The 26965-nt window shown below is 62.2% G+C and carries 20 protein-coding genes and 1 CRISPR repeat array; of the genes, 3 read left to right on the forward strand and 17 right to left on the reverse strand.

The features are described from left to right. Positions 1-61: 61 nt before the first annotated feature. Positions 62-2806, reverse strand: coding sequence for a CRISPR-associated helicase Cas3' (gene cas3, locus ABGM93_RS09445; protein WP_321505627.1), 2745 nt, complete (start codon positions 2804-2806; stop codon positions 62-64). Between the two features lie 127 nt (positions 2807-2933). Further along, a CRISPR array of direct repeats spans positions 2934-3390; the repeat unit is 29 nt; unit sequence CGGTTCATCCCCGCGCGTGCGGGGAACAC. Between the two features lie 1131 nt (positions 3391-4521). Here cas3 and ABGM93_RS09450 point away from each other — a divergent pair. Further along, the gene (locus ABGM93_RS09450) at positions 4522-5913 is read left to right on the forward strand and encodes an MATE family efflux transporter (RefSeq protein WP_321505629.1); all 1392 of its coding nucleotides are present in this window, start codon (positions 4522-4524) and stop codon (positions 5911-5913) included. A 180-nt stretch (positions 5914-6093) separates the two neighbouring features. Here the strand turns inward: ABGM93_RS09450 and ABGM93_RS09455 are convergent, their stop codons facing one another. The 5 genes from ABGM93_RS09455 to ABGM93_RS09475 form a co-directional block, all read right to left on the reverse strand. After that, complete coding sequence (locus ABGM93_RS09455; RefSeq protein ID WP_321505632.1) at positions 6094-7407, reverse strand: threonine/serine exporter family protein; 1314 nt, start codon at positions 7405-7407, stop codon at positions 6094-6096. A gap of 549 nt (positions 7408-7956) precedes the next feature. Beyond that, entirely contained in the window at positions 7957-8697 is a 741-nt protein-coding gene (locus tag ABGM93_RS09460) for a sulfite exporter TauE/SafE family protein (RefSeq protein WP_321505634.1), read from the reverse strand. A gap of 167 nt (positions 8698-8864) precedes the next feature. Further along, positions 8865-9488, reverse strand: coding sequence for a bifunctional 4-hydroxy-2-oxoglutarate aldolase/2-dehydro-3-deoxy-phosphogluconate aldolase (locus ABGM93_RS09465; protein WP_321338550.1), 624 nt, complete (start codon positions 9486-9488; stop codon positions 8865-8867). Positions 9489-9555: 67 nt separating this feature from the next. Continuing rightward, the gene (locus ABGM93_RS09470; protein WP_321505637.1) at positions 9556-10842 is read right to left on the reverse strand and encodes a response regulator; all 1287 of its coding nucleotides are present in this window, start codon (positions 10840-10842) and stop codon (positions 9556-9558) included. A gap of 336 nt (positions 10843-11178) precedes the next feature. Then, complete coding sequence (locus ABGM93_RS09475; protein WP_321505807.1) at positions 11179-11613, reverse strand: response regulator; 435 nt, start codon at positions 11611-11613, stop codon at positions 11179-11181. Between the two features lie 237 nt (positions 11614-11850). Between ABGM93_RS09475 and hemA the strand changes: the two genes are divergently transcribed. After that, a complete protein-coding gene (gene hemA, locus ABGM93_RS09480) occupies positions 11851-13131 on the forward strand; it encodes a 5-aminolevulinate synthase (RefSeq protein WP_319772232.1) in 1281 nt (426 codons plus the stop codon). A gap of 90 nt (positions 13132-13221) precedes the next feature. Here the strand turns inward: hemA and ccoS are convergent, their stop codons facing one another. From ccoS to ccoN, 8 genes are all read right to left on the reverse strand, one after another. Next, the gene (gene ccoS / locus ABGM93_RS09485; protein ID WP_319772233.1) at positions 13222-13389 is read right to left on the reverse strand and encodes a cbb3-type cytochrome oxidase assembly protein CcoS; all 168 of its coding nucleotides are present in this window, start codon (positions 13387-13389) and stop codon (positions 13222-13224) included. Positions 13390-13417: 28 nt separating this feature from the next. Next, entirely contained in the window at positions 13418-15613 is a 2196-nt protein-coding gene (locus ABGM93_RS09490) for a heavy metal translocating P-type ATPase (protein WP_321505640.1), read from the reverse strand. Between the two features lie 119 nt (positions 15614-15732). Further along, on the reverse strand, positions 15733-16251 hold the full coding sequence (locus ABGM93_RS09495) for a FixH family protein (RefSeq protein ID WP_321505809.1): 519 nt from the start codon (positions 16249-16251) through the stop codon (positions 15733-15735). A 14-nt stretch (positions 16252-16265) separates the two neighbouring features. Further along, positions 16266-17723 (reverse strand): cytochrome c oxidase accessory protein CcoG, encoded by a 1458-nt coding sequence (ccoG, locus tag ABGM93_RS09500; RefSeq protein ID WP_321505642.1) that lies wholly within the window; start codon positions 17721-17723, stop codon positions 16266-16268. Between the two features lie 214 nt (positions 17724-17937). Further along, positions 17938-18816, reverse strand: coding sequence for a cytochrome-c oxidase, cbb3-type subunit III (gene ccoP, locus ABGM93_RS09505; protein WP_319772236.1), 879 nt, complete (start codon positions 18814-18816; stop codon positions 17938-17940). 3 nt (positions 18817-18819) lie between these two features. Continuing rightward, positions 18820-18972 carry a cbb3-type cytochrome c oxidase subunit 3 gene (locus ABGM93_RS09510; protein WP_321505648.1) on the reverse strand — a complete coding sequence of 51 codons (153 nt, stop codon included), beginning with the start codon at positions 18970-18972 and terminating at the stop codon, positions 18820-18822. Positions 18973-18983: 11 nt separating this feature from the next. Then, positions 18984-19718 (reverse strand): cytochrome-c oxidase, cbb3-type subunit II, encoded by a 735-nt coding sequence (gene ccoO, locus ABGM93_RS09515; RefSeq protein WP_321505651.1) that lies wholly within the window; start codon positions 19716-19718, stop codon positions 18984-18986. A gap of 13 nt (positions 19719-19731) precedes the next feature. Then, positions 19732-21378 (reverse strand): cytochrome-c oxidase, cbb3-type subunit I, encoded by a 1647-nt coding sequence (gene ccoN / locus ABGM93_RS09520; RefSeq protein ID WP_319772239.1) that lies wholly within the window; start codon positions 21376-21378, stop codon positions 19732-19734. Positions 21379-22237: 859 nt separating this feature from the next. Here ccoN and hemN point away from each other — a divergent pair. Continuing rightward, positions 22238-23584 (forward strand): oxygen-independent coproporphyrinogen III oxidase, encoded by a 1347-nt coding sequence (gene hemN / locus ABGM93_RS09525; protein ID WP_321505653.1) that lies wholly within the window; start codon positions 22238-22240, stop codon positions 23582-23584. 150 nt (positions 23585-23734) lie between these two features. Here the strand turns inward: hemN and ABGM93_RS09530 are convergent, their stop codons facing one another. The 3 genes from ABGM93_RS09530 to ABGM93_RS09540 all read right to left on the reverse strand — a co-directional run bounded on the left by ABGM93_RS09530 (position 23735) and on the right by ABGM93_RS09540 (position 26961). Further along, positions 23735-24448, reverse strand: coding sequence for a helix-turn-helix domain-containing protein (locus ABGM93_RS09530; RefSeq protein WP_321505655.1), 714 nt, complete (start codon positions 24446-24448; stop codon positions 23735-23737). A 710-nt stretch (positions 24449-25158) separates the two neighbouring features. Continuing rightward, positions 25159-25773 (reverse strand): response regulator, encoded by a 615-nt coding sequence (locus ABGM93_RS09535; protein WP_319772242.1) that lies wholly within the window; start codon positions 25771-25773, stop codon positions 25159-25161. Positions 25774-25800: 27 nt separating this feature from the next. Continuing rightward, the gene (locus ABGM93_RS09540) at positions 25801-26961 is read right to left on the reverse strand and encodes a PAS domain S-box protein (protein ID WP_321505657.1); all 1161 of its coding nucleotides are present in this window, start codon (positions 26959-26961) and stop codon (positions 25801-25803) included. Positions 26962-26965 lie beyond the last annotated feature (4 nt).

A 26965-nucleotide genomic window follows, 5' to 3' on the forward strand; every position in this document is an offset into this window, starting at 1 on the left:
TCACTCGTCAATACTGACACATCGCTCTCCCGAGCCGCAATTGGCTAATCGCAGATGGCGCCTATGATCGCCTGAAACCCAAGATCTTTCCGTAGAACAGCTGGGCGTTCACATTCGCACCGACAGTTACCTTGCCGTCTTCATCCACCACCCCGATCGGCATGCCCTGTTCCCATTCGGGCCAGTCCGCCTTGGCCATCCGGCGCAAGGCATCGTCAGGACAGGGATGCGACAGGCCGAGCCACTTTGTTCGAACCCGCACCTCCGACAGGGCCCAGGCCGAAACCTGATCCTGGGCTTCGAACCAGGGCAGTAGACGACCGCTCTCAATACGCGCCAGCCGCAGCGTGACAGTCGGCTCCCCCAGCCGCGTGCCGATATCCTCATCCACGCCGAGACTGTCGGACAAGGCACCGTAGCCATCCGCGAGCTTGATGACATTCATGCGGCCAAGGCTTTTCTGGCCCGCCTTTGTTCCCTCCGCATCGGTCAGCCGGGGCCCCAACGGCTTGGGCACGTCGCTCCAGTCATCGCCGCGATAGACCGCCTCAATCATTGGTCGGAAGCTCTCCGGCGTCCGGATTGCGCCCGCGTCAAATATCTCGCGGGCCGTGCGCCACATGATGCCGGGGTGGGCGTAGGTAAAGGCAGCTTTTCCAAGAACCGGCTCAAGCCATGTCTCGTCCTCCACCAGAGCGGGGTCCGGCGAAACAACGAGCAGGCGGGGGGCATCGAGCGCGCGCACGCGCGTCGGACGCTCCCCCATATGCCGCCACAACCGACCCGCGCGCTGGATGAGAAGATCGATGGGGGCCAGATCGGTGATGATCAGGTCGAAATCCAGATCCAGGCTCTGCTCGATTACCTGGGTCGCCACCAGGACATGCCCGGCGCGATCCGCCGCCGTCGCCTTCTTGCCGAAGCGGGCAAGCATCGCCTCTTCGATTTCCTGCCGGTCGCCCTGCGCAAATCGCGCATGAAACAGATGCGCCCGTTGATCGATTGCCGCGCGGATCGTCTCGTGAACGGCAATGGCCTCATCAACAGCGTTGCAGATGATCGCAACGGCTGCCCCCTTCCCGGCTGCCTCCAGCGCCCGCGCCACGGCGTCGGGCCTGCCGGACACCCGCTCTATCGTCACTTCGCGCGCCAGGGCCGCATCGAAACCCGGCGCGATTTCGCTAACGCCGGCCTTGGCGAGGCTCGTCGCCAGCGGATAGGCGTCGCTGCGGATTTCCTCTGCCAGATCCTCCGGATCGCGCAGGCCCAACCCTTCGCCGAAGGCCGTGACCAGTGCGCCCTTCTGAGCCCCGGAAAGCGTGGCTGAAAGGATGATCGCCGACCCGCCGCTCATCGCCTGCAAGCTGAGAAGAGCGCGAAGCTCCTCCTCCATATAGGCGTCGTAGCTGTGCGCCTCATCGATAACGAGGATGCGGCCAGCCAGCGCAAACTGGCGCAAGGTCAGGTGCTTCTTGGGCAAGACGGCGAGAAACGCCTGATCGATCGTGGCAGCCCCGACATCGGCAAGGAAAGCTTTCTTGCGGCTGTCGGCAAGCCAACCGGCGCAGAAGGCTGCGGCTGTCTCCTCCGCGCCCGCCCCGTTCGTCATCCCAGCCCCGATCGTTTCGAGGAATGTGCCGGAAACATCCGAACGGCCATGCGCCAGCACGAGCGAAGGAGCTGCATGGTCTTCAAAAAGCGCGCGATAGCCCCGCGACAGCCTTTCGTACATCGCGTTCGCCGTGGCCATGGTGGGCATGGCAAAGAACAGCCCTTCGCCCTTGCCCTCAGCCATCATCCGGGCCGCAAGAACGAGCGCGGCCTCTGTCTTTCCCGCGCCTGTCGTGTCTTCCACAATGACAAGCTGAGGTCCCGGCTCCAATGGCAGACTGGCGGCGAGCGCCTGCATGGGACGCGGCTTTTCAGCCGCCTCGCGCGCAACCCGTGCAAGCCCCGGAGCGCTGAACGGAGCAGGCGGCATAAGCCCCTTGGCCCGCAAAGCGTCCCGCGCCTGCTCGCAAGCCCAGGTCCAATATCGATCCAACGGCATATCGAGCGGCTGAAAACCGAAGAACGCCGCATCCGACCCGACCCAGTCGGCCAGCGTGGTCAGGCCCGACAAGCGCCACGACCAGGAAACGGCTGGGGCAAGACGTGGCGGCAGGTCAAGAGCTGTGGGCGCCACGACTTGCCGAAGCAACGCGAAAGCCGCTTCGGCATGAGCAACACATTGCGAACCGATCTGGAGGTCATCGGCCGCCGACCATGCTCGCGCGCCGATTTCCTCCGCCCCTGGCGGACGCCCGTGATGGCCGGAGATTGCCGCGATGACAGGGGTCAGCAGATCGGCACGGCCTGCATGCGCGGAACCGTAGAGAAGGTCTGCAAGCGCAGCCGCCATCCTGTCTGCACGAAGCAGGATGGCCGTATTCCGCCAATGACCGCGATCGGCGCAGGATCTGAAGGGCCCGAGCACGCGCTCAGGCCAGAAGTCCGCCCGTTTGCACTGAAAGGAACGCGAGAACTTGCCGAGATCATGCAGGCCGACAAGAAACGTATTCATCCGGGCCAGCGCCTCGGGCGGCACGTTCAACGCTTCCGCATCCCGAACGCATCGCGCGGGGCTGACCGCCTGCCAGACATGGGTGACCGCAGCAACATCGAGCAGGTGATGAAGAACCGGTTTGAAAAGCGGCGAACGATCTCCATTGCGCAGAAGCTCGTCCTCGCGCGACTTCCCCCAGAACTCCAGCGTCGCCCCGGATAACGCCCCTTGGAGATCACCGCATCCCAGATCTGTCGACATATTCGCTCATTCAAAATCGTCCCTTTATTCCGGCATATCGACCGAACGGGAAGCTCTTCAGGCCTTTAGACGATGCCGCCTGGATTAAAGCTCCGGACGCCGGTCAGGGCAAGTTCAGAGCGGTGTGCACTCCATCCCCGCGTGTGCGGGGAACACTGCAAGGCGGAGACCATCGGTCGGCCCCAGCGCGGTTCATCCCCGCGCGTGCGGGGAACACCGCCCTCGACCCCGCATCGATCCCGCCGCGTCCGGTTCATCCCCGCGCGTGCGGGGAACACGCGACGAGGCCGCGCACGACCCTGCCCCCCGCCGGTTCATCCCCGCGCGTGCGGGGAACACTCACCCGCCAGCCTGAACGCCTGCGCGAGCAACGGTTCATCCCCGCGCGTGCGGGGAACACGTAGATATCAGCCCACTTTGCCCACCGCGGGAACGGTTCATCCCCGCGCGTGCGGGGAACACTGCGCGTGTTCGGCGGATGATGGGCTGTTGCGCGGTTCATCCCCGCGCGTGCGGGGAACACACAGCGCCATTGGCCTGCAAGTAGATGTAGGCCGGTTCATCCCCGCGCGTGCGGGGAACACCCTTCTCAGAGAGAGTTGGATTCATTGCATATTTTCAAAGACCGGGCGAGTACCGCCAAATTGGCAGCAGGATGCTCCGCCCAAATGCGGGCAACCTGCGAAGGGTTTCAAGGGGCCAGATGCCACCGGCATCCGCCGTTTCACTTCACATGACGCAGTATCGTAACCTGCAGCCGGGCGTGCCGTCCACGCGATCTGTGCCCGAGAATGCCAGTGCCCGAACATCGATTTCCAGGTTGCTGCCACCGTCTCGAAGGCACACGCCCGGTGCAGCGTCATGACCTTGCGTCGCGGTGCGGCATGTCACTTCACCGGGCGCCTTGGAGGATAAAGGACTTCTTTCGCATTTCCTGTGTTTGCCATGATCGTCGCTCCAATGCACCACGGTTGCGAACCGACCAATCGCGGCTAAATCCCCTCTGTGACAACCGCTCGACCGTGGGGCATCTGTTGCGGATTGGATACGGATGGTCTGACCCTTCGCGATGCGCCCCGGCGCGATTAGGCCACTGGCATCATCGCCAGGAGATGCCCTCAGGGTTGGCCGCCTCCAATGGCAGCGCCTGTCGGTTCCGCCTTCATCCCCCCAACGATCCAGAAAAACTGTTGTCGGCATGTCCGTTGGCACCGAGCGAAATCACACTCTTCATGTCGGCTCGATATCATTAGCTTATCTTGAAATCGCGCCCCCCCCTGGCGCCAATCCCCCTTATCCAGACAGTCAGAAGCCACCCGACTTTTGCAATTGATGATCTTGGGTTCCGTCTCGCGCGATCGGGCATCTGAGGTGAAGATCGCGAAAATCTCGTGCTTTGTGAGATAGTTGCCGACCCTGCCGATCCTTGCAGGGGGCTTCACAACGGGGGTGCTGGCCTTGTGGCTTTTGCGCGAGCACGGCCGGTCTTGCACGCACCATTTGTCTTTCGCGCCATCACGCGGGCACCGGACAATGGTTGACCCGACAGCCTCCTTTCGCCTATGAGCTGCGCCCAAGGTTCCGGCACCTGCCGCCTGCGGACGAAAGTCACGGTGAAGCCCGGATCTGCCAAGACGCCCTCACCCTCGAAGCATTTCGCGCGGTGGCAACGCAGGCCCCATCCATCTCGAAATGCCTCGCAAGAGGAGTGAGCGATGTCTATGGGGCACGCTGCACAGCAGGCTAATCCTTTTCTGACCGCCCCGATCGGGCGGCTGTTTCTATCCAACGCCGTTCCCATGGCCGTGGTCATGTCGATGGGCGGCATTCTCACTGTCGTTGATGGCATTTTCGTCGGCCGGTTCATCGGGCCCGATGCGCTCGCAGCGATCAGCCTGGCCTTTCCCGTGGTCATGGTTCTGTCCGCGCTGACGACCCTGGCGGGCGGCGGCATGTCGAGCCTGATGGCGCGACATCTGGGGGCTGGGGAGCGGATGCGTGCCGGGCGCGTCTTTGCCGGGGCGCACGGGCTTGCGCTGGCAATATCCGTCGCGCTTGCCCTGCTATGGGCGATGATCGGCCCCGCGCTTGTCCAGTCCATGGCCGCCGACAACGCGGATGTCGCCGAACTGGCGGAGGACTACCTGCGGATCGTGATCCTTGGCGCGTCGGCGCAGCTGATACTCGGCTTGCACGCCGATGCCCTTCGCAACGAGGGGCGCGCCGGTCTCGTTGCCGCGCTCTCCGTTCTGGTCAACCTGTTCAATATCGGCGCGAACTGGCTGGCAATCGTCGTTCTCGGTCTGGGAATTTCCGGTTCCGCCCTTGGCGCGGTTGCGGCACAAGCCCTGGGCCTGGCGCTGGTTCTGGGCGTGAGGGCGCGTAGCAGGAAACTCCTGCCCCTATCCGGTCTGCTCAAACACAGCTGGCTGGACGCATGGTCGCGGATCGTGCGCCTTGGCCTGCCGCTGTGCCTCAGCTTCATCGGCATCGCCGTGGTCGCCAGCGCCGTCATGCTATCGCTACGGCTTCATGCCGGGGCGGATTATGCCGTCCTGATCGCGGCCTATGGCGTGGTGACCCGGCTCCTGGGGTTTGCCTTCCTGCCGCAGATGGCAATCGCGCTGGCGACGCAGAGCATCGCCGGAAACAATGCCGGTGCAGGCTTGCATGACAGGGCGCGGGCCGGGTTGTGGCTGGCGCTCGGGGCCGCGTTTCTGTGGTGCCTGTCGGTGGTTCTGGTGGGCATCTTTGCGGGAGCCCCCCTTGGTGGCTGGTTCAGCAAGGATCCCGCGGTGATCGACGCCATTGCGAAGATCCTGCGTCCCATGATGGGGCTCTACGCATCGTCCGGCCCGATCCTTGTCCTGGCGCTGTATTTCCAGGCTCTCGGTCAACCCGGACGGACGGCGGCGCTGACCTTGGTGAAGCCGTGGCTGCTCACACCGGTGATCATATTGACGCTTTCTGCCGCTTTCGGGGTGCACGGCATCTGGTTCGCCTTCCCCATGGCGGATGCAGTCATTCTGCTGCTCGCCGCAGTGATCGGATACAAAGCATTGCGCAGCGCCGCCGCGCAGGCCTCTAAAGTGGAGAACCCCGCATGATCATTGGATGATGTGGAGGCTCAGGTGGGCGGGAACGGCTCTTGTCGGAGAGAGCCGTTCTCGCTGCCCGTTCCGAAAATCCCACGAGTGCCACCACTTGAGGAGCAAGACACCTTGCCCTGAAGCACCACCAATCCTCGATGACCCCGTCTCAAGCAAGGCGAGCCGGATGCTATTGCCCTATTCGGGAAATTCGGGGCGCCTGGCGAGCGAGGACACGATTGCCAGAGCAGAGCCGATGCCGCCGATCGTGAAAATCACCAGAAGCCCGCTCTGAATGGCTGCGGTCAGCACGGGCACCGCATCGACCGGGGTATGCGACATCAGGCCAAAAAGACCGATCAGCCAGTGGGCCGCCGCACTGCCCGGGATCATCGGGATACACCCCGCCAGCGCCAGCGCCTTGCCCGCCTGACAATATTTGTTGGTGGGCAGGAAGCCGACCATCTCCACGACGAGGGCGACCGCGAGCGCGGCCACGAAGGAGGCTGTCGCCAGGTTCCACCCCTCCTCCATGCCCAGTGTGCGTACGCCCAATGCGATTGCGCCAACAACGCCGGAAAGAACGAGATTGCCGTGGTTGAAATTGAACAGGACGCCGAAACCCGCCGCCGCGATCGCGCCGAAGACCATCTGATGGACGATGCCATTGCGCAGCGGCTCCATGCTCATGTCGGGCCCCGTGAGGCAGAGCCGGGCGAGCCCGACGCCAATCGTCAGAAAGATGAGGATCATGCCGACGCTGAGCGCTCTCGCACTGCCAAGCGTGGGATAGCCTTCGATGATGTCCATCTGCGAATTCATGGCTGGAATGCCCGGAACCATCATCAGGACAGCTGCCGTCATGGCAACCTGGATCAGACCGCTGCCCGCATAAATGGACATGAAAGCGGCAAGAAGGGAGGAGAGAAAGGCAACGGTGCCAGCAATGACGAAACCATTGACGTGCATGTGCACCATGCGCATGCGCACCCACTGGCCGAGGGTGCCTGCGACGAGGATCGGCATGAAGGCAGGCCAGTCAACGCCCAATAGGCGTCCAAAGGCGGCGCAGGCAATACCCGAAGCCAGGGCAACAACGATAGCGGGATAACGGACGGACGCCTTCTCCGCCGCAGCCAGTTCTGCGTGGACCTCCTCGCACGTCATTTCACCGCGCGCAGCCCGGGCACAGATACTGCGCAACCGATGGCTGAGCTTCATGTTCACGCCGTGATGGCCCACACCGAGCATCCGCGTCACGGTGCGAGGTCCGTCGCCAACCGTGACGGAGATGGACGCAAAGCCGACACGCACATCCGCACGGTCCGCACCAAGTCCTGTTGCGACCATGATCATGCCACTGCGTACGACCGTGCATTTCGCGCCAGTGGACAACAGCATCCGACCGGCTTCCAGAGCCGCCATCGCGATAGACGCCAAGTCCAGCGGCTGTTTTTCGCCCAGGTCGAGCGCCTGCGAGGTCGTCATCTCAAAACCTTTGATAATCGACATGGGATGATCGGTCCTAGCCTTGTCGGCACAATGTATGGTTGAAGAACCTTGCGTCGAAGTGGGGTCGGCTCATAGGAGATCTGCTCTCAAAGCAGGGCTCGAACGCCTTTTCCCGGCTGGGCATGACAGCGGTGACGGAGCTTGGGGTTTTAAGGTGATACGCGGGATTGACAAATGCGTTTGAATACCACTGGTATTTTTCACTAATACTTCTGACCGCATCCAACCGGTCTACCAGGGAGTGAGCTCCTGGTTCTGCCCTGGTCGGCTTCTCGCCCAAACGCATTCTCAGGTCCCCTTGCAGCCTTGGCGATCGCCGCATCATCGGCGCAGGTGCCCCGCGCGGCCGATCCAAGTCGGCAGCCCGGCCAGTCGGCGTTCGTCTTTTTCAAAAGCCGCAAAGAGCCAGCCTGCAACACGTTCTCATTCCGCCACGGAGAAACACCCGATGGCGGAAGACGCGCATAGTTCAGGCGGAAGGGCACCAATTCCAAGGTGTCAGACAGACGCACCGAACGGTTTGGCCGAGCTGTGTGGTCTGAGGACCGCTCAGAGAAGCCCGCCCCAGACCAGCTTGATCGCAAGGATCGCAAGAAGGGTGAGGATGATTCGATCGAAAACCACGGGCGAGACACTCTTCGCCAACCGGCTGCCCAGCGGCATGGCAAGAAGGACCGGCGCGACGGCGACCGCGCTGATCAGCGACAGCTTCGCCGTCATGTCCCCTGTCGCGACAAGCGCGGGGATCTGCACTGCCACGAAAAGCAAAAACAGGGCGGAGATGGAGGGAATGAAGACCGAACGCTCCAGCCGCATCGCGTTGAGATAGGTGATGCTCACGGGGGCGGAGATGCCGGAGGCCCCTTGCAGAATGCCGGCAAGGACGCCTGCGGGCAGGGATATTGCCGTGCCGACCCGGTCACTGAGTTTCCAGTGCGGGTGCAGAAGCCGAAAGGCGATATAGACAAGCACCACGATCCCCACCCCGACTTCCAGGACCTCGGCGGAAAGTTGGGTCAACGCCCATGTGCCAAGCCCCGCGCCCACCGTGCCTCCGAAAAGGAAAAGCTTCAGGAAGGACCGCTTCGGCAGAAAGCTGCGATAACGCCAGATCTGGCTCGCATTGGTCATCAGATTGGGCAGCAGCAGGATGATGACCGCCGTCTTCACATCGAAGAACATTGCAAGCGCGGGAACCGCCAATACCGGCGTTCCCGCCCCCGTCGCCCCCTTCAGAACGCCGCCCGCGGCAAGACACAGGAAGATGACGAGGAGTTCCGTGACAAGCATGGGAGGCCTTGAGATGCAGGAAGACAGGAAGGACGTCGGAACGCGAAACGAAACGGGGCAGACTTAACAAGTAAAGCCTGCCCCTGCGTCACGCAAGACACGGGATCCAATCTGCATCTGTGCAAAGAACGGGGCTCAAGGCGCACCGGGTCTTCGCTCCGGCCTTCTCAGGCAACCGCGTCCAGCGCCTGTCTGGCGGCGGCCTGGACGGCGGCCTTGTCGCGTGCGGCGAGCGCCTTTTCATCCACGAGCTTGCCGCCCATACCGACGCAGAACGCGCCCGCATCCAGATAACTCTTGGCGTTATCGGCGGAAATGCCACCGGTCGGCATCAGCGAAATATTGGGATAGATGGAGCGCACGGCCTTCAGGAAGGCCGGTCCGCCGAGCTGGGCGGCGGGGAAGAGCTTGACCCCGGTAGAGCCCATTTCATGGGCTTCCAGAACCTCGCTCGGCGTCGCGGCTCCGAGGAAGAAGGGCAGCTTCATGTCGCGCGCCACATCGGCAACACGCGGGCGCAGGGCGGGCGAGACGAGGAATTCGGCACCACAATCGGCCATGCGGTGCGCCTGCTCGCCCGACAGGACCGTTCCCGCCCCGATGACGACGCCGGGCTCGCGGGCAAAGCGTTCGATGATGGCATCCGCCTCGGGCGTGGTCAGCGTCATCTCGATGATCGGAAACCCGGCTTCCACCAGGCATTCGATTGCGAACTCGGCTGTGGCGCGGGTGGAGGTACGAACAACCGGCACGATGCGGGCGCGGGCGAAATCTTCAAGCAGCAAAGGCATGCGCGTTTCCCTTGTGTAGGAATTTATTGCGGGTTTAACGCGAATGCAGACGAATGAGAAGGGTGGGTTAGGACACGGGGCTGTTCGGCAACCCCAGGACGACGGCGACCGACCCGTCGGAGCTGCGTTCGCAGGCATGCGTTGCCCCAAGCGGCAGGAACAACTGCGAAGGCCAGGCCAGGACGCCGTCCTCGACATCCCCGCCAGCCGCGACCGCGCGCCCCAGGATGCGAACCGTTGCCGGGATCCCATCGCGCGCGGGATGGCTCCATAAGGTGATCGCGGTCGGGCACATGCTCGCCACCCATTCCAGAATACCGACCAGGGCGGCCACCCAGATGAGACGATCCCCGCCGACCAGAACCTCCTGCTCTGCGCCCACCGCCGACACGTCCACGCCCTTCAATTGCGCCTCAAAGCCATAGAAATCGACGGCCTCAGCAACGATATCGCGCAGATCCGTGCCGCTCTGCGACACCGCCTGCCCGCACGTCTCCTCCCCCTCCGCCTCCGGCCCCGCCCGCTCCGTCTCGATGTCGCGCAGAAAATCGAACTCGGCCTGAACCGGCTCCCCCACCGCCGGCTTCGCCCGGTCGCCATGGCCTTCGCCCGACAGGCCATCCAGCAAATCGCGGCGCAACTCCGCCAGCGAACCGGCCAGGTCCTGCAAGATGTCCCGCGCGCCCTCGCCAGCCCCGACCTTCGCCAGCTGGCACAAATCATCAAGACGCGCGAGGAAGCCCAGTCGCTCGGCCGCGGCCGTGCCGAGCACGCCGTCATACCGCTGCTCGACCAAGCGGATGCGCTGGCGCATGGCATGCAGCGCCTCGCTCCGGCTCAAGCAGGCGGAGATCCCCAGTTCCAGTGCCTTTTCCGACAGTTCGAACTTGGTGAGAAAGCCGTGCGCACCGGCGCGCAAGCCCAGCTCCTCGATATCCTCGCTCCCCAGACTGGTCAGCAGCAGGATGGCCGCCTTTGGCTGACGCACGGCGATTTCGCGAATGAAGGCGATGGACGTCTCCTGATTCAACCAGAAGTCAGAGAGGTAGACGTCGAAATCGCGTGTCGCGCTCAGGCGTCGCGCCTCCCCCACCGAAGGGGCGACAACGACCTGCACCTCATAACGCCCCATGCTCTCCAGCAGCCAACGGATATACTTGGCATCAACCGCATCGGCGTCGATGAGCATGACGGACAGGGCGCGGCGCGCGCGACGCAGGTCAATTCCTTCCCGCGCGTGTGCGCCGGAACTGTTGCGAGCGGAAAGTTGATTGGGTGCGAAGCCTCCATCGACGGTGCGGCCTTCCGCCGCACCCGAGCCACCATCTCCGCCTGCGAATGAGCGAGGCTTCATCTTCGCAAATGTCCTTTCGCCTGATGAGACCTTTGCCGGCGCGAGGGGCCGACATCAGCGCTGCATGTGCGACGCAAACAAAACAGGAAGACTGTTCGAGAGAAGCGGCGATACTCAGACCATTCTCGAATAAAGAAAGAAAGCGGCCACAGTTTCAGGGGGGTGAGGAACCGAAAGCCGCGAGTTTCAAACGAAGCGTTTTATTATCCCACTCGCGTGGTGTTCCGAACCATACCACTACGTCATCATCGCGCAGATAACAGGGAATACGCAGAGACGGCGATTAATTTGCCTACCTTGCGGGTTATTAAGTATTAATGCGTATTCTTTGAAAGCCTAGCCGCCTGCGGAGGCCGTATCCTGCCAGATTTTCTGGCGATTGCGGATCTCACGCGGCGCAGGACCGAAGTAACTGGGCGTTTTCACGAAATCGCGGGGATGCAGGATCACCGCCGAAACGCGCTGATACAGGGCCTTGGCCGAAATCGGCTTTGAGAGCAACTCATGAATACCCAGACGTCGCGCCTCGATAATGCGGCTGCGCTCCGTATGGCCGGTCACCATGATGATGGGAATATAGGCGAACGGGTTCTGTGGCGTGCGGATCATGCGAACCATATCCGCGCCATCAAGGATGGGCATCACCCAATCCAGAATGAGAATATCGGGATTGGCACGTTCCATCGCCTCCAAACCGGAGGCCCCATCTTCTGCTTCGACGATCCGTCTCGCCCCGAAGCCTTGCAGCATCGTGCGCAAGATCGTACGCATGTAAGCGCTATCTTCGACCAGCAGAAAGGTGAGCGAAGCCAGATCAAGACTCACCACAAAAACCCTCCGTATCGCACTGCTTTATCCGATAAAAAGGTGAACGGAGCGTTAGGTTTGGGCGGTGCGACCATCGATGCCACGCATACCCAATTCCGGTCCTTTCCGGATCAACGGATGTTCGACATGGGTGCCGATCCGCGCTAGTGTTCACCTTAGAATGAATTAAAGGACGGACGAATGGACTATCAGGCCATTTTCGCGACTGCTGTCGATGCGTTACGCGAAGAAAAACGCTATCGCGTCTTTGCCGATCTGGAACGCATTGCCGGCAAATTCCCCCACGCCATCTGGCGCGCGGAGAACGGTCTGGAGCGTGAAATCACTGTTTGGTGCTCGAACGACTACCTCGGAATGGGACAACACCCGCAGGTTCTCGAAGCCCTGAAATCGACGGTGGATCGCATGGGCGCCGGTGCCGGTGGCACACGAAACATTTCCGGCACCAATCACCCCCTCGTTCAGCTTGAAGCGGAACTGGCGGATCTGCACGGCAAGGAAGCCGCGCTGGTTTTCACGTCCGGTTTCGTCTCCAACGAGGCGTCGATCTCCACCATAGCCAAGCTTCTGCCGGACTGCCTGATCCTGTCCGACCAGCTCAATCACGCCTCCATGATCGCCGGTGTGAAAAGCTCCGGCATGCACAAGCAGGTCTGGCGGCATAATGATCTGGAGCACCTTGAAGATCTGCTCAAGGCGGCGGGCAACGACCGCGCCAAGCTGATCGTCTTTGAATCGGTCTACTCGATGGATGGCGACATCGCCCCGATCGAGAAGATCTGCGACCTGGCCGACAAGTACAACGCCATGACCTATCTCGACGAGGTTCATGCGGTGGGCATGTATGGCCCGCGTGGCGCAGGCATTGCCGAGCGCGACGACGTGATGGACCGGGTCGACGTGATCGAGGGAACGCTCGCCAAGGCCTTCGGCGTTCTGGGCGGCTACATCACGGGCTCTGCGGCGCTGGTGGATGCGGTGCGCTCCTATGCGCCGGGCTTCATCTTCACCACCGCCATCCCGCCGGGACTTGCCGCGGCAGCCGCCACCTCCATTCGCCACCTGAAGACGTCAAGTGTCGAACGCGAGGGCCAGCAGCGGCAGGCGCAGAACACCAAGGACATGCTGGCCGCCGTCGGGCTGCCGGTCATGCCGTCGGAAACCCACATCGTTCCAATTCTGGTGGGCGACCCGGAAAAGTGCAAGGCGGCGAGCGATATCCTGCTGGCCGATCACGGCATCTACATCCAGCCCATCAACTACCCGACCGTTCCGCGCGGCACCGAACGTTTGCGGATCACGCCGACGCCGTTCCACAACGATGCGCTGATCGAGCATCTGCGCGAAGCACTGGTGGATGTGTGGACGCGGCTGGAGCTGCCGCTCGGCACCGCCTCGCAGGACGTGACCGCCATGGCCGAAAAGCTGGACCAGGACATCTTCACCGCTTCGGGCGGCTGACAGGTTTCACGTGTTCAAAGCGAAAAACGGAAAAGGCCCGCGCCGATCAGGCGCGGGCCTTTTCCGTATCTGGACCCTACAGGATCCGGGTTAGTGATGCGGACGCTGGTCGGGCGGCAGGTCGTCATCGGACAGGACACGCCACTTCGCACCTTCCATGTCGTCATACTGCCCGCTGCGCAGGGACCAGAGAAAACCGACAAGGCCAAGCCCGCCCAGAAACAAGGCGATGGGGATCAGATAGATGACGACTTCCATGGCTCAGATCCATTTCAGGCTGGCAGGTTCATTCGGCGGCCCCAAAGCGCAGACGCAGTGCGTTCAGGGTCACGACGATGGAGGACGCCGACATGGCAAGAGCCGCCAGCAGGGGTGTCACGAAGCCCGCGACCGCGATCGGTACGGCGATCAGATTGTAGACGGATGCCAGCATAAGGTTCTGGCGCATCGCCGCATGGGCGCGGCGTGAGGTGTGGAGTGCGACACGCACCGCTGCAAGGCTTTCGCCGAGGAAGACGGCATCGGCCGCCGCCTGGCTCAAATGCACGGCGGAAACGGGCGACATGGAGACATGGGCCGCCGCAAGGGCGGGCGCATCGTTGAGCCCGTCCCCCACCATCAGCACCGTATGACCCGCCTCCTTCAGAGCCTGGAGCCTGGCGATCTTTCCGCGCGGATCAAGTTCGGCCGTGTAGTCCGCCACGCCGAGCTCCTTGGCGACCATTGCGACCGCCGCCTGGCGGTCGCCGGACAGGATCTCGATCCGCAAGCCACTGTCCTTCAGGTGTGCGATGACCTCGCCCGCATCGGGACGGATGGCCTGGCGCACCACGAAAAGCACCGGATCGGCATCGCCGTGCCTGAGCGCGATGATGGACGCATCGGGATGATCGGCGAGCGCATCGGCCACGGCGTTCTCCTCGACGCCGCAGAACCGCGGGCTGCCGAGTTTGCAGTCCGCGCCTTCCACGCTTGCCACGACACCCGAGCCCGCCGCTTCACGCGCACCGGCAACGGGCTCCTTCGCACCGCTTGCGCGCGCGAGGGCCGTTGCCAAGGGATGACGGCTTGCCAGCGCAAGTCGCCCCGCCAGCGCGAGATCCGCATCGCTCACCTCGTCCTGGTTGGCGAGCGTGGCATCCGGCAGGGTCAATGTGCCGGTCTTGTCGAAGACGACGGTGTCGACGGCGGCAAAGCGCTCCAGCGCATCACCGGAATTGAGCAGGATGCCCTTGTTGAAGAGAAGCCCGCTTGAGACGACCTGCACCGCAGGGATGGCAAGACCCAGGGCGCAGGGGCAGGTGATGATCAGCACCGAAATGGCGATCACCAGCGAGGGCTGCCAGCCGATACCGGCAAGAAGCCAGCCGAGGAACGTGACAGCGGCGGCCGTATGGACGAAAGGCGCGTAGAGCTGGGCTGCGCGATCGGCCAGCCGGATATAGCGGGATTTGGCCTGCGAGGCGGTTTCGAGAAGGCGCGTCACCTCATCAAGGAGTGTGCCCTTGGCGGCTGCCGTCACCCGAACGGTGAGCGCCCCTGCCGCATTGAGAGTTCCAGCGTGAACGACATCGCCAGGCCCTACGTCCGCAAGGCGCGTTTCCCCTGTCACAAGGCTCTGATCGATTTCGGAAGTTCCCTGCTCGATCACCCCGTCGACCGAGACGCGTTCGCCTGCCGATATCAGAACCTGCGCACCCGGTTCCACTTGCGACAGGGGAACATCCACCGTCGTGCCGTCGGGCCGGATGAGACGAGCGGTTTCCGCCCGCAAGGCCGCCAGGTTCTCCGCGAATGAACGGGTGCGACGGCGCATGTTCTGATCGAGAAACCGACCGATCAGGAGGAAGAACAGCAGCATCACGGCGCTGTCGAAATAGGCGTGATGGGCGTGCTGGATCGTCTGCAACAGCGACATGAAGACGGCGAGCACGACGCCGATGGAGATCGGCACGTCCATGTTCACATTGCGCGACCGCAGAGCCGACCATGCACTGGCGAAGAAGGGACGTCCGGAGTAGGCGACCACCGGCAGCGCAATGAGCGCAGAAATCCAGTGGAACAGATCGCGGGTTTCCGGCGTGATGTCGGTGACATTGCCGGACCAGACGGAAACCGACAGAAGCATGATGTTCATGCCGCCGAACCCGGCCACTGCAAGGGCGCGCAACAACTCGCGACTGACGGCCTCGTCGCGCCCGCGCACGGTTCCGGGATCGAAGGGATGCGCCTTGAAGCCCATGCCTTCCAGCTTGTCCACCACGGCGCCGGCATTGGTGCGATCTGGCTGCCAGTCGACGGCAAGGCGATGGGTGGTCAGGTTCAGGCGTGCATTTTCCACGCCCTCCAGACGGCCCAGCCCCTTTTCGATGCGGGCCATACAGGCAGCACAATGGACCCCTTCCACGGCAAGCTCGATATGAGCAGCGCCTTGGGGCCCCGTCGTGACGAAGGCACTCCAGTCTCGCGTATGCACGTTCATGGCATCCTCCCGCAACGCCCTTCGCGGAGCAAAATCCTGCGCCTTCACAGGCGCGCGCGCAACTTCCATCACCAGACGGTTGCGCGCCGACCTCGTTCCGACGCTCGGGCCGTTGCGTTCTATTGGCTCACGAAGACCCGGTTGCGCGAACGGAAGACGACACCTGTTGTGTCGTCGCCTTCAAGACGCATGTCCCACTGGCCAGGGGCGAGTTTTTCGAGTGTGCCGACATAGACGCCGGTCTCGCTCTCCGCGAGCATGACAGATCGATCGTCCGCGCGATGGGTGGGACGCTCCAGAAGCGCGTTGAAGGTGAGGCCGGAAAGGGGCGCGCCGTTCCTGTCGCGCGCCTCAAGCCGGATCGTGGCAAGCCCCGCCGCATCGCGTTCCAGATGGGCATCCACCTGCCATGCGCGGGCGTTTTGCGCGTTGGCCGCATCGATTTCACCCTGATAGGCCTGCCCCGCCTTGTAGGAGCTCTCCACCTCCACGCCCGTCCAGCTGGACAGGGCCAGATAGATGAACGCGCCGTTGGCGGCGAAGATCACCAGGAAGAAGCCGATGAGCCAGGCCAGAACCGTACGGCCGGTCATGCGCTTCTCAGACTTGTGCGTTTCGGTCATGGGCTCGGCGATCATGCTCACGTTGAGGGTCACTCCGCTTTGAAATAGTCGTCCGCGCGCGCGGTGTCACCCGTGCGCATGTCGACAATCCGGAATGTGATGGGGGTGGATTTGGGCAAATCGACGCCGAGCGGCGAAAAGAGAAGCACGCGCAGCTCGCGTGTCCTGTCGGGCCCCACGGTCACAAAGGGATAGCCGCCGATCTCACCCTGTGCGCCCACCACCTCGATACGGGTACCAAACGGCATGTTCTCAAGCCCGAACACGAAGTCGCGTTCCTTCGGGCGCTTGTTGAGAATGCGCACGGTATAGCCGTTGCGTATCGTGCCGTCGGACTGCTTGACGAAAATCGGGTTGCGGTCGTGCAGGACGTTGATGTCCTCGAAGGTCCGTGTCACCAGCGCATAGAGCATGACGCAGCTGACAATGGTGATCAGCCCCGCATAGATGACGGTACGCGGGCGGACCAGCCGATAGTCGACCGACTTTCCTTCCGAACGCGCTTCCACGTTCATGTCGTTATCGTAGCCGATCAGCCCCGTGGGCTTGCCGATCTTCTCCATGATGTTGTCGCAGGCATCGATGCAGAGACCGCACTGGATACAGTCAAGCTGCATGCCGTTGCGAATATCGACCCCGGTCGGACAGGCATGGACACACTGCAAGCAGTCGATGCAATCGCCCGCCTTCTGGCCTTCCGCCTGAAGCTTCAGGTTCTCTTTCAGCGACCCGCGCGGCTCACCCCGGTCCCAGCGATAGGTCACGTTCAGCGCATGCTCGTCGGTCAGCGCCGCCTGAATGCGCGGCCACGGGCACATGAACACGCAAACCTGCTCGCGCATGTGTCCGGCAAGCGCATAGGTGGTGAAGGTCAGGATGGCGATCCAGGTGTAGGCCACCAGCGGGGCCTGGCCGGTCGCCAGCTCGCGGACCAGGGTCGGCGCGTCGTTAAAATAGAGCACCCACGCACCGCCCGTCCACCAGGCGATCATCAGCCACAGGAAGTGCTTTGTGGCCTTGCGAGCCACCTTGGAGGCCGTCCAGGGAGCCTTGTCGAAATAGATACGCTCACGCCGGTCGCCTTCCACGAAGCGTTCCACGGCCATGAAGAGATCGGTCCACACCGTCTGCGGACACAGATACCCGCACCACAGGCGACCCGCGACCGCATTCATCAGGAACAGCCCCATTGAGGCGAGGATCAGAAGGCCGGTGACGTAATAGACTTCCTGCGGCCAGATTTCGATGAAGAAGAAATAGGCGCGCCGTCCGGCCAGATCGATCAAAACCGCCTGGTCAGGGGCATCCGGGCCACGGTCCCAGCGGATGAAGGGCAAGAAATAGTACAGGCCGAGCGTGAGGACCAGAATGGCCCATTTGATCTTGCGGAAGCGGCCATGAACCGCCATCGGGTAGATCTTCTTGGCGGACGCGAACCACTCGTCTGGCTCGCCATGTACCGGGTTCGCTTCGCGATCGTTGCGCATCCTTGCGCTTCCTTCCTGCGTGACGTTGCCCGGGCTCGTCGGAAAAGCCTCGGTCGCACCAGCACTCAACTGTGACCGGATATCGGTGGCGCGCGCCCGAAGTGGCGTTACGCAATCCGCAAGTCCCGGTCGGGCCTACCCCGGCCTGAAATGGTTTTGGAGGACGGCGGCGTTCCGCCGTCCTACCAGCTTATTGCGCCTTGCGCGTCGGCTGCTATTCGCCGCCGCCCAACGCATGCACATAGACGGCAAGCGACTTGATCGTCACGGGATCGAGACGCCCGCTCCAGGTCGGCATCACGCCATTGCGGGCGTTCGTGACCTGCGCCTTGATGTCGTCGATCGAGCCGCCGAAGAGCCAGACGGCATCGGTGAGGTTGGGAGCTCCCAACTCCTGCATGCCCTTGCCGTCTTCGCCGTGACAGACCGCGCAATTGTCAACAAACAGGGTCTCGCCCGCCGCCATGTCGACACCCTGTTCAGGCGTGCCGCCGGACAGCGTGTAGACATAGTTGGACACTTGCGTGATCTCCTCGCGCGAGAGGAGCTCATCGCGACCGAAGGCCGGCATGTCACCCATGCGGGTGTCATCGCCGGTGGAGCGGATGCCGTTCTCGATGGTGTAGTGGATGTCATCGAGCGTACCGCCCCACAGCCAGTCGTCGTCTTGCAGGTTCGGGTAACCGGGCGAGCCGGTTGCGCCGGAGCCATGGCAGGGCGCGCAGTTGTCGCCGAATGCCGCGCGGCCACTGGCCATCGCGAATTCCAGCATGCTGCTGTCGCTGTTGATTTCCTCCAGCGAGGCGTCGGCGAGGCCGGCGCCCATCTCGTTGCGAGCGGCAATGCCCGTCTCCAGGGCCACGGCAACCTGTTCACGCTGGGATGCCCCCAGCATGCCGGCGGTGTAGCTGGAGATGAGCGGCCAGGACGGCATCAGCACCCAGTAGCCCACTGACCATATGCAGCATGCAAAGAACAGATAGAGCCACCACTTCGGAAGCGGATTGTTCAGCTCCCGCAGGCCATCCCATTCGTGGCCTGTGGTCTCCACACCGGAGACCTCGTCCACGTGTTTCTTGTGATCATCAGCCATCGATCAGTCCTCCCTCAGCGGGATATGGGCCGCGTCGTCGAACCGGTCGCGATTGCGCGGCCAGAACGCATAGACGAGCACGCCAAGGAAAATCAGGACGAAGTAGAGAAGACCCCAGGTCTGTGCGAACTCTGCCGCTTGGGTATAGTTTTCCATCCGAGCGCCCCCTATCTCAAATTGGCCTTGTCGTCGTAGATCGAGAAATCCACGAGCGTTCCAAGCACCTGCAGGTACGCGACAAGCGCATCCATTTCGCTGACCATTTTCGGATTGCCGTCGAAATCGCGCACGACCGCGTTCGGATAGCGTTCCAGAAGGGCGTCAACGCCATCGCTGTCGGGATTGGCCTGGGCCAGGAGATCGTCCCCGGCCGAGGCAATCGCGTCCTCGGTGTAGGGAACGCCGACGATGGAATTGACCTTCAGGTGATCCGCGATGTCCCGGGTCTCAAGCTTTGCCTTGAGCAGGAACGGATAGCCGGGCATGACCGATTCCGGCACCACCGAGCGCGGATCGCGCAGGTGGTCGCGATGCCATTCGTCGGAGTACTTGCCGCCGACGCGGGCAAGGTCCGGACCGGTGCGCTTGGACCCCCACTGGAAGGGGTGGTCGTACATCGATTCAGCCGCCAGAGAGTAATGGCCGTAACGCTCCAGTTCGTCACGCATCGGACGGATCATCTGCGAGTGGCAGAGATAGCAGCCCTCGCGGATGTAGATGTTGCGTCCGGCCAGTTCCAGCGGGGTGTAGGGCCGCATGCCCGACACCTTTTCGATGGTGCTCTTCAGATAGAAGAGCGGGACGATTTCGACGAGCCCGCCGATGGCGACAGCCACAAGGATGCCGATCACCAGGACCATCGAATATTTTTCGAAGATCTCGTGTTTGTGCCAGAGAGACATAGATCGTTATCCCCTATTGCGCCGGCGCGAGAGCAGGTTCGGCGACTTCCGCCTCACCGCGTGTCACGGTCATCCAGAGATTGAAGGCCATGATGAAGCCACCGACGACGAACAGACCGCCGCCGAACGCGCGCAGCACATAGAACCAGTGCATCGCCGCAACCGTTTCCACGAAGGAGTATTCGAGGAAGCCGAGAGCGTCATAGGCGCGCCACATCAAACCCTGGAGAATGCCCGAAACCCACATCGAGGTGATGTAGAAGACGATGCCGATGGTGGAGATCCAGAAGTGCCAGTTCACCAGCCGAAGCGAGTAGAGGCCCTTGCGGTTCCACAGCCACGGGACGAGGCAGTAGAGGGCACCGAAGGAGATGTAGCCGACCCAGCCCAGCGCACCGGAATGCACATGGCCGATGGTCCAGTCGGTGTAGTGGGACAGTCCGTTGACCGCACGCACCGACATCAGCGGCCCTTCGAAGGTCGACATGCCGTAGAAGGCAACCGAGACGACCATCATCCGCAGGACCGGATCGGTACGCAGCTTGTCCCAGGCACCCGAAAGCGTCATCAGGCCGTTGATCATGCCACCCCAGGACGGCATCCACAGCATGATCGAGAAGGTCATGCCAAGGGTGGAAGCCCACTGCGGCAGGGCGGTGTAGTGCAGGTGATGCGGACCGGCCCAGATGTAGAGGAAGATCAGCGCCCAGAAGTGAACGATCGACAGGCGGTAGGAATAGACCGGCCGCTCGGCCCGCTTGGGCACGAAGTAATACATGATGGCCAGGAAGCCGGCGGTCAGGAAGAAGCCCACCGCGTTATGGCCGTACCACCATTGCACCATGGCGTCCTGAACGCCCGACCACACGATGTAGGACTTGGTCCCGAACACGGAGACCGGGATCGTCAGATTGTTGACGATATGCAGCATCGCGATGGTGATGATGAATGCGAGGTAGAACCAGTTCGCCACATAGATATGCGGCTCCTTGCGCTTCCAGAGCGTGCCGAGGAAGACCAGCAGATAGACCACCCACACGACGGTCAGCCACAGGTCGGCGTACCATTCGGGCTCTGCATATTCCTTGGACTGGGTCACACCCAGCAGGTAGCCGGTTCCGGCGATCACGATGAAGGCGTTGTAGCCGATGATCACGAACCAGGGCGCGACAATGCCGGGCATGCGCGCCTGCGAGGTGCGCTGGACCACATAGAAGGACGTCGCCAGCAGGACGTTACCGCCAAAGGCGAAGATCACCGCGGACGTGTGCAGCGGGCGAAGACGCCCGAAATTGGTCCACGGAAGATCGAAGTTCAGTGCCGGGAAAGCCAGCTGCAGGGCAATGATCAGCCCCACGGTGAAGCCGGCCAGCCCCCAGAACATTGCCGCGACAGACGCGAACTTCACGGGCGCCATATTGTAGTTCGGGCGGCCATCGATGATCTGGGCCGGTGCGGCGCCGTCTGCATCGAAATAGCTTTTCAGAATGAAAAACGCACCACCGGCAGTCACGAGCGCCCCGAACGCTGCGTGAAATGCCATGACGCTGTCATAGGTTTTGCCGGAAACGATCAGGCAGGCGAACGCCACCACAACCAGGAAGAGGGCAAAACCGCCCTGCTCCATCGTCAGGTAGCGGGCATGTGTCGGTCGAGCCATGTTGTCAGCCCCAGAGTTTGGACAAAAAATCCGAACACTCGACTAGCGCGATCAAGACGCACCCCCCGAGCCTCCATTCCGAGGCGTAGTGACGCATCAGGGGCTCCGCCTTGACATGCGTCAATACGCTCAGGTTAGACAAATGAAAAAGCAGACCCTTGCCGGATTTACAATCGGCCTCCCGCCTGAATGGAGCCTTCCAGGTGCGGCCTTTTGTCCCTCCGCCCTGCCAATTACTGGTTTCAGGTGAGGTCTGCCTGCCTGCGCGTGGTCCGCACAGGCCCATTTTCTGCGAGTTATCGTCAAGACTACAACGTCAGCGACAGAATGCTGAACGCAGCAACCCTTCGTCATTTTTTCCACACTCTTGCACGAAAACCCGTCTCTTGCATCGGTTATTCCCGAGAATCACTCAGGAGCCCATCGCTTCGCAGGATGCTCCGCTGGGGCACCTCCCCCTCGCCATGTACAGGCCCTACCCCGTCAAAAGAGCCCCAAGCCGCAGGCTTGCGAATTCGCAACGCTGTGAGCGCGGACACCTGTGGAGGCCCCTTCACCAGCAACGCGCGCCGGTCGGGCCAAGCTCGAAATCGCGCGCCTTGCTGCCGGACCACCTTGCCAGATCGCCCTACCAGCCTGCCCCTCGAATGACGCGACGGCTTTCATTGCACGCGGCCTTGCCCTAAGTAGGAAAGGCCAGAAGCCGACGCAAAGTGCCCCCCCCGATCGGGCGGAGCCTTCTGACTGAGGCGGCTTGCCGGTGATTGATGTCTGGACAAGCCAGCCCTTTTGACGCTGCGTCTTTGGGCGCTTGACCCACATCAAGGTGGTGCACACAAGTTCAGGTCTAATCGCGCCCATGACACGGATAGAAGCACGATACGCGAACCGTAACGTTCCGCGCTACACATCCTACCCGACCGCGCCGCATTTCAATGCGCAGGTCGGCCCGCAAACCTATGCCGGATGGCTCGCCAACCTGCCCGACGCGCCGCTGTCGCTCTATCTTCACGTGCCCTTTTGCAGGGAGATCTGCCACTATTGCGGATGCAACACCAAGGCGAGCCGCAAGGATGAGCCGATCGCCGCCTATGGCGAGACCCTGATCAGGGAAATCCGGCTCGTTCGCTCGCTGATCGGCGCGCGGCGCAGCGTGAGCCACATCCATTGGGGCGGCGGAACCCCGAGCCTGATGCCGCGGACCTCGTTCCTGCGCATCATGGAGACGCTGCACGAGGCCTTCGACTTCGCCCCCGGTCACGAACACGCCATCGAACTCGACCCACGCACGGTGACAGCGGAGATAGCCGGCACCCTCGCCCTGTCGAAGGTGACGCGGGCGAGCCTCGGCGTTCAGGATTTCGATGCAACCGTACAGGAGGCCATCGGGCGGCTTCAATCGTTCGACACCGTGGCCACCGCCGTCGGCTTGCTTCGCAGCGAAGGCATCGATGCGATCAACTTCGACCTGATGTATGGCCTGCCACGCCAGACGCTCGGAGCAATCCGCGAGACCGTGAAGCGCGCGCTTGCTCTTGAACCGGGCCGTATCGCACTGTTCGGCTATGCCCATGTGCCGTGGTTCAAGAAAAACCAGACCCTGATCGATGAGGCCGAGTTGCCGGAAGCGCAGGCACGGCGTGAGCTGGCGGATGCCGCGCGTGAGGCGATTGTGGAGGCCGGCTATGTGGCCATCGGGCTCGACCACTTCGCGCGCCCGGACGACCCCATGGCGATCGCGCTGCGCGATGGAACGCTCCACCGCAATTTCCAGGGCTACACAACCGACGATGCGCAGATCCTGATCGGACTGGGCGCGTCCTCCATCGGCCGGCTGCCGCAGGGCTATATCCAGAATGCGCCCGATGTGGGCGGATGGGAACGCGCCATCGAAGCCGGTCACCCACCCGTCGTGCGCGGCATCGCGCTTGACGAGAATGACCGCACCCGCGCCGACATCATCGAGATGCTGATGACCTGCTACGAGGCGAATGTGGAGACAATCGCGCGGCGGCACGGGATGGAGCCGGAGCAACTGGCCGACGGCTTCGAGCGCCTGCAGGAGATGGTCGATGACGGACTGGCCGTGATCGAAGGCTGGACCGTCAGGGTGACGGACGCCGGAAAGCCCTTCGTCCGTGTCGCGGCGGCGGCCTTCGACAGTTACCTTGCCAACGGTTCCGCCAGGCATTCGGTTGCCGTGTGACAGGCTTGGCGTGAGACGACGTCTGGCGCCCTTAGCTGCCCAAGGCGGGGATATCTTCCGCGCCTTCCCCCCCTGCGGGGCTGCAGCTTCAGTGGCGGACGGGACATTTCCCCGCTGCCGCCATGCCCCATCTCGTTTACAGGGCCACCCCTAGTGCATGCCGGTCAGGCGGCACAGACCACAGATACGCGGAATGACAATTCGATCCTGTTTCTCGATGCGGATCAAGCCCCGGCGCTTCAGCTCGGAAATTGCCCGGCTCACGGTCTCGATCGTCAGGCCGAGATAGTCTGCGATCTCCTGCCGGGTCATCGAAAGCTCGACCACCCCTTCGTCAACATCGCCGGCCGGCCCCAGGCAATCGACAACGCCGCGCCCCGGTACGAAATGCATGAGATAACTCGCCACCCGCTCCATCGCGGATTTGCGGCCCAGCAGCATGGCATGATCGTGCAGGGCTTCCATCTTGGCCAGCATGCGTTCGCCGACATAGCGCTGCAGACTGAGCGAAAGATCGATGTCCTTGCGGCCGAGCGCGCGAATTTCAGCCCCGGAGAGCGTCTCCGCGGTGCAATCGTAGATCCGCCCGCACTGGAAACCGAAAAGATCGCCCGCTTTCAGGATCTCAACCACCTGACGACGCCCGTCGGGCAGAAGCTTGTACAGCATCACCGTTCCACGCCCGACCTCATAGATATGGTCGGCCGGATCACCTTCATAGAAAACGGCTTCATGGGGAGCGAGGTCGAGTTTTCGGACTTTTGGGCCATTCACATAGTCAGCCCACACAGCAGCCACGTCAGCAAGGCCCATGTCGGCCGCAGCCTGATCATGAGCCTGTGACGTTTGCTCGAGAAAGGTCATACCAATCCCCTCCATCACGACGACAAGCGGCGAAATCCGTCCCATTCCGACGCCAGTCTATTCACTAAATCACGCGGCACCGTCGGAGTTTACAGGCCACCGCAACATTCCACAAAATGCCGCAGGGCCCAGCAGGATCGCGTCCGATCCCAAATCTCTCAGTGACCAGAGTACTCTATCCGGGATTTTCGGGATACGAAAACGGGAAAACGCCCACTTAAAAAACACGATAGACAATTCAAACAACAAATTCGACCAGCAAATTACTACCGCACAGAGCGGCGCTCACGGAGCGTATCCACACCGCAACCGGAAGAGGCAACCCCTCTTTTCTCGCACCTACCGCTACGCTATCCGCAAACACTCACGCCACTCGGCGACAGGCTGCGCAGCCACACAGCAAGTATTTCCCCTTACCAATCGACGATCAAACCGCGTCTTCAAATCCGCCTCAGCGGCGCGGTCGCCCCGCCGATACATCGGCGCGCCACACAACACAGACATGATCACCATCGTCCCGTCGGCCATGTGATGCCCGCCAGCGATATGACAAAAGACACACACCCAGCCTGCCGCACCCGTTTCGACGACAATCGGGGGCGCCGGTACAGCGCGCGACACAGAAGACATCGGCCCTACGCGAAGGGATCTGCCTTTTCGGCAAAACAAGACGGCGCCACCCCTGACAGAGAGCCGGCACCGCCCAGAGCTCAATCCGACTTTTCGCCCGTCAGAACGATCCGAACGAGGTCGGCGGCATTGCGCGCGCCGAGCTTTTCCATGATGCGGGCGCGATGCACTTCGATGGTGCGCGGGCTGATTCCGAGTGTGCGCCCGGCTTCCTTGTTGGACGCGCCACCGGTGATCTGCTCCAGCACCTCGCGTTCGCGCGGGGTGAGGGTTTCCGCGCCGGGGAAGTTGCGCATCTTCTCACCGAAGTCGCCGCGCCGAGCCATGGCGTCCACGGCGTCGCGAACACGTTGGACAACGGTGTCGGCATCAAAGGGCTTTTCGATGAAATCGAAGGCGCCCTGCTTGATCGCGTTCACCGCCATGGGGATGTCTCCCTGTCCGGAAATGATGAAGACAGGCGCGGGATATTCCTCCGCATTGAGGCTTTTGAGAATGTCGATCCCCGAGCGACCCGGCATATGCACATCCAGGATCACGCAGGCCGGTTCCTTGCGGGCGGCAGCCATCAGGAAGGCATCACCATTGTCGAAGGTTTCCACCCGGAAATCCTCCATTTCGAACACGACAGACAGGGCATCGCGAACGGAAGGATCATCATCAACGATGTAGATCAGGTTCGACTCTTCGGACATTCCGGATTTCCTCGCTATCTTTTCTGTTCAAATATCGGCGTTGGGGGCACCGCCCCGGTCGAGCGGGAGCCTGAGCGTGAAGACCGCGCCACGACCATTTCCTCCCGGGTCGACGGTCAGATCTCCACCATGGCTCTGGGCAATAGACTTTGAAATCGCCAGACCAAGGCCAAGCCCCTTCTTCTTCGTGCTGGAGAAGGCGCGAAACAGGTTCCTCAAATTGACGGACGAAATGCCCGGACCACTATCGGCCACCTGGATCACCACATCCTCCTCCACCCGGCGTGAAGAGATCCGGATCCAGCGCTCCTCTGCATCCTTCACCACTTCCAGCGCGTTGCGGATGAGGTTCACCAGAATCTGCTGGATCTGCACCGGATCGACATCGACCGGCGGAATGCTCTCCTCGTCATCGCGCACGACATTGACGCTCAGCGTGTACTGGCCAAGAAGGACCAGTTCGAGTGACTCGTCGATCAAATCCCCAACGCTGGCGCTGCGGCGCTCCGCTTCGCGGTTTTCGACGAACTGGCGCATTCGCTGAATGATCTGGCCGGCACGGTGCGCCTCGCGTACGGCCTTGCCGAGAATGTCGACGATGCGCGCATCGAGATTGTCGCCGTCGGAATGCGCCTTGCGGGTAATCGCCTGAAGGTAGAGCATGACCGCCGTTAGCGGCTGATTGAGCTCGTGCGCAATGGCCGCCCCCATCTCGTCCATCGCGTTGACGCGGGCGAAGTGGACCAATTGCGATTGCATCCGGTTGAGCCGCTCTTCCTGGATCTTGCGCGGACGGAGATCCCGCAGGATGCCGACGAACTGACGCCCTTCCGGTGTATGTGCCTCGCCCACCGACAGCTCCACAGGGAACTCCCGGGCACTCTTGTGTCTGACACGGACCTCGCGACCGTAACCGATGATCTTGGCTTCGCCGGAACGGAGGTAATTACCGAGGGTTTCATCGTGCCTGGAGGCGAATTCTTCCGGCATCAGAAGCTTGATATTCTCGCCGACCACTTCGGCAGCCGTGTAACCGAACAACCGCTCGCAAGCCCGGTTGAAGGACAGGATCCTGCCCATTTCGTCGATCACGCAAATGCCGTCGACTGCGGTGTCGAGAATACTCAGCAGCCGCGCTTCGGAAACCGAAGGCTGGCCCGCCGCCAGGCCCGATATTTCTTGCCGCATCACA

It is taken from the genome of Breoghania sp. (assembly GCF_963674635.1).
Classification (GTDB): domain Bacteria; phylum Pseudomonadota; class Alphaproteobacteria; order Rhizobiales; family Stappiaceae; genus Breoghania.

Excerpts from the sequence above, each read along its gene's own strand:
- hemN (WP_321505653.1), top strand. The coding sequence starts at position 22,238 with ATGACACGGATAGAAGCACGATACGCGAACCGTAACGTTCCGCGCTAC.
- ccoG (WP_321505642.1), bottom strand. The coding sequence starts at position 17,723 with ATGCGCAACGATCGCGAAGCGAACCCGGTACATGGCGAGCCAGACGAG.
- ABGM93_RS09495 (WP_321505809.1), bottom strand. The coding sequence starts at position 16,251 with ATGATCGCCGAGCCCATGACCGAAACGCACAAGTCTGAGAAGCGCATG.
- ABGM93_RS09530 (WP_321505655.1), bottom strand. The coding sequence starts at position 24,448 with ATGACCTTTCTCGAGCAAACGTCACAGGCTCATGATCAGGCTGCGGCC.
- ABGM93_RS09540 (WP_321505657.1), bottom strand. The coding sequence starts at position 26,961 with ATGCGGCAAGAAATATCGGGCCTGGCGGCGGGCCAGCCTTCGGTTTCC.
- ccoN (WP_319772239.1), bottom strand. The coding sequence starts at position 21,378 with ATGGCTCGACCGACACATGCCCGCTACCTGACGATGGAGCAGGGCGGT.
- ABGM93_RS09490 (WP_321505640.1), bottom strand. The coding sequence starts at position 15,613 with ATGAACGTGCATACGCGAGACTGGAGTGCCTTCGTCACGACGGGGCCC.
- hemA (WP_319772232.1), top strand. The coding sequence starts at position 11,851 with ATGGACTATCAGGCCATTTTCGCGACTGCTGTCGATGCGTTACGCGAA.
- ABGM93_RS09450 (WP_321505629.1), top strand. The coding sequence starts at position 4,522 with ATGTCTATGGGGCACGCTGCACAGCAGGCTAATCCTTTTCTGACCGCC.
- cas3 (WP_321505627.1), bottom strand. The coding sequence starts at position 2,806 with ATGTCGACAGATCTGGGATGCGGTGATCTCCAAGGGGCGTTATCCGGG.
- ABGM93_RS09535 (WP_319772242.1), bottom strand. The coding sequence starts at position 25,773 with ATGTCCGAAGAGTCGAACCTGATCTACATCGTTGATGATGATCCTTCC.
- ABGM93_RS09510 (WP_321505648.1), bottom strand. The coding sequence starts at position 18,972 with ATGGAAAACTATACCCAAGCGGCAGAGTTCGCACAGACCTGGGGTCTT.
- ABGM93_RS09465 (WP_321338550.1), bottom strand. The coding sequence starts at position 9,488 with ATGCCTTTGCTGCTTGAAGATTTCGCCCGCGCCCGCATCGTGCCGGTT.
- ccoO (WP_321505651.1), bottom strand. The coding sequence starts at position 19,718 with ATGTCTCTCTGGCACAAACACGAGATCTTCGAAAAATATTCGATGGTC.
- ABGM93_RS09475 (WP_321505807.1), bottom strand. The coding sequence starts at position 11,613 with ATGCGTACGATCTTGCGCACGATGCTGCAAGGCTTCGGGGCGAGACGG.
- ccoP (WP_319772236.1), bottom strand. The coding sequence starts at position 18,816 with ATGGCTGATGATCACAAGAAACACGTGGACGAGGTCTCCGGTGTGGAG.
- ABGM93_RS09455 (WP_321505632.1), bottom strand. The coding sequence starts at position 7,407 with ATGTCGATTATCAAAGGTTTTGAGATGACGACCTCGCAGGCGCTCGAC.
- ABGM93_RS09460 (WP_321505634.1), bottom strand. The coding sequence starts at position 8,697 with ATGCTTGTCACGGAACTCCTCGTCATCTTCCTGTGTCTTGCCGCGGGC.
- ccoS (WP_319772233.1), bottom strand. The coding sequence starts at position 13,389 with ATGGAAGTCGTCATCTATCTGATCCCCATCGCCTTGTTTCTGGGCGGG.
- ABGM93_RS09470 (WP_321505637.1), bottom strand. The coding sequence starts at position 10,842 with ATGAAGCCTCGCTCATTCGCAGGCGGAGATGGTGGCTCGGGTGCGGCG.